The sequence below is a fragment of the Verrucomicrobiota bacterium genome (assembly GCA_039192515.1).
GTDB lineage: Bacteria > Verrucomicrobiota > Verrucomicrobiia > Methylacidiphilales > JBCCWR01 > JBCCWR01.
In genome coordinates, this window is sequence record JBCCXA010000067.1 from 1 (window position 1) to 7,513 (window position 7,513).

The 7,513-nt window shown below is 40.7% G+C and carries 10 protein-coding genes; 7 read left to right on the forward strand and 3 right to left on the reverse strand.

Annotated features, from left to right (window positions below):
* The first annotated feature begins 394 nt into the window (after nucleotides 1-394).
* Nucleotides 395-970 (forward strand): hypothetical protein, encoded by a 576-nt coding sequence (locus tag AAGA18_15480; protein MEM9446742.1) that lies wholly within the window; start codon nucleotides 395-397, stop codon nucleotides 968-970.
* Nucleotides 971-972: 2 nt separating this feature from the next.
* Nucleotides 973-1,281 carry a hypothetical protein gene (locus AAGA18_15485; GenBank protein MEM9446743.1) on the forward strand — a complete coding sequence of 103 codons (309 nt, stop codon included), beginning with the start codon at nucleotides 973-975 and terminating at the stop codon, nucleotides 1,279-1,281.
* Between the two features lie 615 nt (nucleotides 1,282-1,896).
* Here AAGA18_15485 and AAGA18_15490 read toward each other — a convergent pair.
* The 3 genes from AAGA18_15490 to AAGA18_15500 are packed head-to-tail and all read right to left on the reverse strand — an operon-like array spanning nucleotide 1,897 to nucleotide 2,733.
* Nucleotides 1,897-2,199, reverse strand: coding sequence for a type II toxin-antitoxin system RelE/ParE family toxin (locus AAGA18_15490; protein ID MEM9446744.1), 303 nt, complete (start codon nucleotides 2,197-2,199; stop codon nucleotides 1,897-1,899).
* A 1-nt stretch (nucleotide 2,200) separates the two neighbouring features.
* Complete coding sequence (locus AAGA18_15495) at nucleotides 2,201-2,440, reverse strand: addiction module protein (protein MEM9446745.1); 240 nt, start codon at nucleotides 2,438-2,440, stop codon at nucleotides 2,201-2,203.
* A gap of 59 nt (nucleotides 2,441-2,499) precedes the next feature.
* Nucleotides 2,500-2,733: a helix-turn-helix transcriptional regulator gene (locus AAGA18_15500; GenBank protein MEM9446746.1), complete on the reverse strand. Its 234-nt coding sequence runs from the start codon at nucleotides 2,731-2,733 to the stop codon at nucleotides 2,500-2,502.
* Nucleotides 2,734-2,856: 123 nt separating this feature from the next.
* Between AAGA18_15500 and AAGA18_15505 the strand changes: the two genes are divergently transcribed.
* Genes AAGA18_15505 through AAGA18_15525 form a run of 5 tightly spaced genes read left to right on the forward strand, consistent with a single transcriptional unit; the run spans nucleotide 2,857 to nucleotide 7,263 of the window.
* Nucleotides 2,857-3,018, forward strand: coding sequence for a hypothetical protein (locus tag AAGA18_15505; protein MEM9446747.1), 162 nt, complete (start codon nucleotides 2,857-2,859; stop codon nucleotides 3,016-3,018).
* Entirely contained in the window at nucleotides 2,999-3,160 is a 162-nt protein-coding gene (locus AAGA18_15510; GenBank protein MEM9446748.1) for a hypothetical protein, read from the forward strand. The genes AAGA18_15505 and AAGA18_15510 overlap by 20 nt, the downstream gene beginning before the upstream one ends.
* Complete coding sequence (locus AAGA18_15515; protein ID MEM9446749.1) at nucleotides 3,157-4,740, forward strand: hypothetical protein; 1,584 nt, start codon at nucleotides 3,157-3,159, stop codon at nucleotides 4,738-4,740. The genes AAGA18_15510 and AAGA18_15515 overlap by 4 nt, the downstream gene beginning before the upstream one ends.
* A 57-nt stretch (nucleotides 4,741-4,797) precedes the next feature.
* Nucleotides 4,798-5,787 carry a site-specific tyrosine recombinase XerC gene (xerC, locus tag AAGA18_15520; protein ID MEM9446750.1) on the forward strand — a complete coding sequence of 330 codons (990 nt, stop codon included), beginning with the start codon at nucleotides 4,798-4,800 and terminating at the stop codon, nucleotides 5,785-5,787.
* Nucleotides 5,788-5,811: 24 nt separating this feature from the next.
* On the forward strand, nucleotides 5,812-7,263 hold the full coding sequence (locus tag AAGA18_15525; GenBank protein ID MEM9446751.1) for a HEPN domain-containing protein: 1,452 nt from the start codon (nucleotides 5,812-5,814) through the stop codon (nucleotides 7,261-7,263).
* The last annotated feature ends 250 nt before the right edge of the window (nucleotides 7,264-7,513 follow it).

Here is a 7,513-nt window from a genome sequence, read left to right on the forward strand (position 1 = left end):
GCCTGCTAAAAACCGCGCCTAGAAAAATTTTTCCTTAGCCGCCTGTGTGCCTAGAGCTAGCAGCTCCTGTCCCTAGCATTCATCGGAGAAAAACAACTTCCATCACTACGACTGCACCAGGGATGTTTATACCTATGTCAACCAAAACCCTTGGACATATTTTGATCCGACTGGACTACAAAAGAGTCGAGCAGGATGGAGAAATCCTGGGGCTGGTGGGCCAAGCCCGGTTGTAGATTTTTTCAAGCCTGCTGGCCTTGATCAAGCAGCTTTCTTTGCTAGACAACTAGCAGGTGGTAATCTTTCACCTGAAGCTACTTTTGTTGCTGGAGCTGGACTCATAGTCTCTGGGGCTGCTGCTGGTTTAGATACTCTCTCTCCCGGAGGAAAAATCGTGAAGGGTGGCAAATTAATCAAGAATGGAGTTGAAGCAGGTGTAGATGTCGCGACTAAAGCCGCAACTAAACAAGCTCAGAAAGCAACTGTTGATAAGGCTGCAGATGCTGGAGAGGCTGCTGCTAAGAATAGCGCAACTAAAGCGGCTAAATCATCTCCATTGTCTACCGCTAATCCTAAAGCTCGGAGTGGAGAGGTTGGTATGGATAACAATGCATTAATTAATGCGATGGAGGGTGATGGTGCAGCTAAGGCTGCTTTAGGCGGCAGGACTCCTGTGGTATCACCTCAAGCTGTAAAAGAATTTGCTACAGGGAGTAAAACTCAACGAGAAACTTTAGGATCTGCTGGCACTAGAAGAGAAAATGTCGGTAAACTAAGGGAGTTTTTAAAAGAAAACAATGGTAGAGTTGGAGTTGGAAGCACACCGCAAGGTAGACTTGAGTTACAAAGTAGAGGGATAAAAATAGATGATTCTGCTGTAATTGACTCTGGCCGCCGAAGTGGAGTGAAAACTTTGACACGTGATAAAAAATTATTAAAAAAAGCTCCTGATGAAACTGAGAAATTTTAATTATGAGTAATAATCAAAGTGCCTTATTTTTGGTTGAATACATGCAAGCACTTTCTGAAGAAGCATATACTGCAAATTGGATGACGGGCTTGGAGTACGCGCTTTGGTATGCAGTGAATAATGGCCCAATGTCATATGGAAGATTGATTATTAATCAGGATCATATAAATCGACTAGTTGAATTGTCTAATAAATGTGGAGGCTGGTTTGTATATGACGATGATCGTGAGGAAATATTCATTCCGCTTAATGAATGGGAAATTTTATATAAAAATAACTTTGATGAAAATAAAAAGTATATTACCGGATAAGTTATTTTTCGCCGAAAATGACATTCTTAAATCATCTCAATCCCCGCTGCGATGGGAGGAAAGAATAGCTGTCATGGTTTATGCTTGCTTTGGGAGACATTCGCACAACAGGCCAGTATGCCACATAGGCTCTTAGCGGCTGCTCTCCAGGGGGAGGCCTCCAGCCTTATCCCCTATAGTGACATGCCGGCGTATTGTGCGCGAGCCGTTGCCCACGGAAGTCTCCTGGCTCCCGCATAGACCACGCCAGCTTCCTCCCACGCACCCCCATAGTTGACTCACCTTCGCCAAGGCTCAGTTCGTTATGCTTAGAGTCATCCATGCCTGGTGTAGCGAGGACGTCCTGTCCTCGCTAAGAACCGCCCCTGACCCATCGTAGATATCATAGGTAGCTAGCTACGATATGTATGACTCTACCTACGATGGCAGCTTGCGCGCCAAACAAGTTGGCACTCGGCTGCTAGCCGCCCACAAACCCAAGTTTGCCTACCTTCGGCCAAACGGTTAGCACCCTCCGGGCTTCATGATAGATCTGCCTTTACAGGCAAGGTTTTGGCGCAGTGCGCATTTTCCTTTAGCAGCCTTTTCTGTGCGGGGGCTGCCAAAGGGAAAATATCAACTATATTTTTCTAACCTGTCTTTCCAATAGTAGGGTTTTTTGCGATGTGGTGCTATAGCCAGAATAATGATCTTTTCTTGGTAAATCATGTAGATAATGGAATAAGGATATTTTTTAAGATTTTGTCGTCTAGCTCCAACGTTATCTTCTGATCTGCGATATGGGTTAGAGATGAGTTTCTGTAGATAAAATTCAAATTCATTAAGGAATTTATCAGCAGTGTTTGAGGATTGTTCTGAATACTTAGAGGTGGCATCAACTAATTCTAGTCGAGCCTCGGAAAGAAATTGGAAAATCATGCTATTTTTTTATGATATCCCTAGCTTCTTTGAGCACTTCTTCTCCATCAAATAATTGAGCTTTGTCAGATTTAACTAAGTCAACACGTCTCTGAATTTCCTCGTCCCAGGCTTGCTGAATCTCTTCTTCAGAATCCTCAATACCATCGAGATCCTCAAGAAGTAAATTAACCAAAGAAATCTTCTCTTCTTGAGGAAGATTCATGACTTCTTTGGATATTTTTTCAAGTAATGGACTCATATTATTAAATGTACCATAGCTTATATTATCGGCAGTTTCCAGTAAGTAATTCAGCGTCATCACTCTTCTTGTCCATACAGATAATTAGGTGTGACACCCAGAATTTGGACCAACATTTTAATTTGATCCTCTCTCAAGGCAATAGTACGCCGCTCCCACAAGGTATAAGCAGTTTGGGTAATACCAAGTTGGCTAGCCATTTGATCTTGAGTTAGCCCTTTATTAGTTCTTGCTTTATAAAGGCGCTCACCAAAGGGTGGCCTAGAGTTTTTGGCTGGTCTTCCTGCGTTCATGATTACGATTGAAACCCATAATATTATGCGAATCTTCTAAAATGAAGGTATTTTTTCATTGCCAATTACGAGTATTACTCATATTAATTATGTGTAATAATCGTAATTAAGGAAAGGAATATAATGCCTCAAGACGATCAAGGAACCCGCTTAACCAAATTACTACTTCGTTTGTTAGAGTATACGCAGATTGAGTTTCAACAAAGTGAAGTGCTCAAGCAAATCATCAAGGACCTGGAATCAGAAAGAGATAGGAATACCGACTATGAACCAGGACAAAACTAAACGCTCCAAGAAAAACAAAAGGCTTAAACACATTTATGCGAAGCTTGTCGATTGGCTTATAGAATATGAAAACCAGCATCTAGACCAAGCAGATAAAATACACCAACTACTCATAGCTCTGGAAAAAGAGGTTAATTCATGAAGCTGCAAATTTCAGAAGAAACTCAGGAAGCCTTCATCGATCTAGAAGATCGCTTCTATCGACTTCGTGGCATGGAGAAGAATAACAACTTAGAAGTGCTCAAGCTTAATCTACGCATCAAAGCCAATGATCGAATTCATTTTGATACTCTTGATCTTTACAATGCTCGCGCTCGTAAATCCTTTGTTGCGGTCGCTTCTGATATCACTGGGGCTTTGAGAGAAGAAATTGAGAAGGATCTCACTACCATCATTGAACTCATTGAACCTCACCAGGAAGAGAGGTTAAAACAAAAGCTGCAAACTCTGGAACAAGCTCCCGAACTTTCAGCGGAACAGGAACAAGAAGCCCTAGCTTTCTTAAGAGATCCCAATCTCATCGAGAAAATCCAACAAGACTTTGATAAAGTCGGCTTAGTAGGGGAGAACACCAATAGACTTCTAGGTTATCTTATCACCATCTCTCGCAAGCTAGATAGACCACTGTCTGGCCAAATCATGGCACGTAGCGCCTCCGGCAAATCTTATCTTATGAATGCCTTGCTTTCCTTTGTCCCACCAGAAGACAAACACGTCATGACATCGCTCACAGCCCAAGCTCTCTTTTACATGCATGAAGAATCATTGAAAAACAAAGTCTTAGCCATTGCTGAAGATGAAGGCAGCACGCAGGCAACCTATCCTTTGAAGATTCTTGGTTCAGAAGGAGAACTAACTCTTGCCGTTACTGTGCGTGATCCTGACTCAGGTTTTCCTCAAACCAAGATAAGGAAGATCAAAGCCTCTGTTGCTCAACTCACCACTTCCACCAAACCCGAAATCGACTACGAACTGGGAACCAGATATTTGATTCTCACCGTCGATGAATCGCAAGAACAAACCAAAAAGATTCACGCCGCGCAAAGAGAGGCTGAAACCCTCAAGGGTCATTTCAAGAGAATCGACAAAGAAAAGATCCTTAACCTACATCACAATGTTCAAAGACTCCTCAAACCTTTAGCAGTGCATAATCCTTATGCCGATCAACTCAGTTTTCCAGATGATCAATTGAGGTTGCGGAGAGATAATCCCAAGTTCTTAGGACTTATACGAACCATTGCTTATCTCAGACAATATCAAAAGACAGTGGAATCCACCGAATACAAAGGCCGCAAGATTGAATACGTAGAAGTAGATAAAACAGATATTGAGATTGCTCACTCACTAGCTAAAGAATTCCTAGGCAGAACCCTTGATGAATTATCGCCACCCACACGATCCTTTCTCTTAGTTCTCGATGAAATGGTAGAATCCCTAGCGGAAGAGAAGAATCTCAAAAGACATGAGGTTCGCTTCACTCGAAAAGAGGCTAGAGAGTTTACCAAATGGGGCGTGATTCAAGTGAGAGAACATTTAGAAAGACTTGTGGAACTGGAATGGATCATCAGACATCGAATTGACGGTCCAGGAGCCCAATATTGTTATCAGCTCATTTATCAGGCTCAAGAATCTCAAGCATGGGATTTACCTCAGATTCAGGATGTCGGATCACGTCGGCCAGTTGTCGGTAAGAGAACCGTCAAGCGAAGAGCCTCACAATAAACAACTTAGATATCAAAACAACCACTTGTCGGAGATATTCCAGGAGGTAAAGACCAAATGTTTTACAAAGACCTACTCGAAGAAACCCTCAAAGACATCCGTAGCCAGAAAGACCCTCTTTGTGTAGGCTATCTGCTAGGTAGATACCTAGAACACCTGAAGGTTAGGAATTACACAGACCAAACTGTTTACTCAAAGGCTAAGACGCTCAGACAATTTCGCTATTACTGTGAGGAACTAGGTATTACTCAAGCTAGACAGGTGACAAGAGAAACGATTCTTAACTACCAAAGTCACCTCTATCACTACAAGAAAGCCGATGGCAAAGGACTTTCGGTTGGGACTCAGAAAAGCTGGCTCAGTATGGTGAGAAGCTTCTTTGGTTGGCTGACTAGGGAAGAGCATATTTCGCATAATCCGACTGCTAATATTGAAATGCCTAGAAAGGAATCAAGGCTTCCGAAAACAATCCTGAGTCACGATGAAGTGGAAGCGGTGATGAATGTGCCTAACGTCTCTAAGCCTATGGGAATACGAAATCGAGCTATTCTAGAATTTCTCTATTCGACAGGAGTGAGAAGAACCGAGCTTTGTACATTGAATCTAGGCGATATCGATGCTGTTCGTTCATTGGTTCGAGTCGAACAAGGGAAGGGTCATAAAGATCGATACGTGCCTATCGGCTCTAGAGCCTTGCAGTGGTTAGATAAATATCTGATAGAAGTCCGCCCAATTTTATTAGCTGAAGGCCCAGACGACTGTGAACAAGCACTATTTCTTAATGCTCAAGGGACAAGGATTAAGCCTAGTCGGATTACTCACCAAGTGAGTCAATGGATTGACAAAGCCGATATTGGCAAATCTGGCAGTTGTCATTTATTTAGACATAGTTTTGCCACAGGTCTGCTTGAAAACGGCTGCGATATAAGACATATTCAAGAGATGTTAGGTCATGAGCATCTAGAGACGACCCAGGTGTATACTCACGTCAGTTTACGTGAACTCCAACAAGCTCATGAGAAATGCCACCCGGCAAAAGTAAGGTAAACCATTTTTTAATAACTATCACAAATGTTTAATGATACCCCATGGAACAAAAGCGTCACAGAAGTAGAGGGTATGTGGTGGCCAGCGAACGTTGCAGCGAAAGGAAAAGGAATCAAAAAACTTAGACTGAATGGTAAACTAAGATTTGAACCTGGAGGAGCTTTGACTCTAAAGCTTTATGATCCCGATCATTATGGGCTAAGTTGGGGTGACAATATGATGCATGGTAACGTAGATACAACGTTATTTAGCACTAAGGTAACTTGTCTAGGCCTTTATAATCCATATCAGGAAGGGAAATATATAACTTTTAATATTAGCTATGTTTTAGAAGGTTTTCATCATCCTCTTAATAGAGACAATTGTATTAAGGAACTATCTTTTTCCTTACAGCATCTAAGTCAATGGGTTACAGATTCTGGCTTCATATTCAATCAAAAATTAGAAAATCAGACATTTACTATTAGTTATAAAGGCGAAAAGGGTAGTTGGTTAGAGTTGACAAAAGACTTTAAGTATAAAATATCTCGAAATGCATATTCACCCCACAAAGAGACTAATGAAGGCCTAGTTGAAGTTAGGGAAAAGATCTTATTCCATCTCAGATCTAACAAACCAGCGGCTATAGATAAATACTTAGATTTAGTGGGTGTTATTGTAGATTTTTTTACTTTATCTATGCTTGACTATTCGACGCCATATAATTTTCATGTTATTGGTGATATAAGAGACGAAGATCATAAAATAGATATATCACATGCTAATTTAATACGCCCCTATGCTATTTATAGTAAATTCAATTTTGGCTTGGATAGTGAAGTGTTTTTGTTTTCTGAAAAAGATATCATAGATGATAAATCAAGTATTTGTGATTATTTGAAGATATGGATAAATAATTACTCGGAGCTAAAAGTTCCTTTTTCTTTATATAAATCAGCATTGTATGAGGAGAATTTTGCAGAGACTAAATTTATTTTGTTGTCACAGGCTATTGAAACTTTTCATAGAAAAGTGAGAGGTGGTCATTACATCGATGAGTGTGATTATAAATCTGAAGTATTTAAACCCTTACTGGTAGCTGTCTCAAAAATTCAAAATGATAGCTTAAAAGAGTCACTAAAAAGCGCTTTGAAGTATGGTAATGAAATATCTTTGTGGAAGAGAATTACTGAGCTCATTGAGGAAAATAGAAGTATATTAGTGAATTATTTTAAATTACCTAAGAGGTCTAAGGATCTTGGTAGAGATATTGCTGATATCAGAAATTTTTTAACTCATTATAGTAGCGATAAAGTAATTAAACATGATTACATGGATTTCTATTCATATCTTCTAAAATGTATTTTAGAACTGAGTATTCTTAGACAAATTGGATTTAGTAGTTCTAAACTTGAAGCTATGACCGAGCGAAGCTTTGCGCTTAATTATTTGAAACTCAAGGCACCCAATGACTTGTATTTGTATGAAGAGGGTTAGTTGAGTCGCTAATACATCTGTCCTCCATCAAACATAATCGTCAATCTCCCCTCTAAGAAGTGGCACTGCTAGCTTCACCCATAACAACTCACGTGGTGATATCGTTGCGAAGACCAATGCTGGTGGAACGATTACCTATCAAGCTCAATACGAAGCCTTTGGAACACGCACCGAAGAATTTGGCTCTACCGAAGATCGCCAGAAGGCCAACTCCAAGGATGAAGACCCAACAGGTCTCCTTAACGAAGGC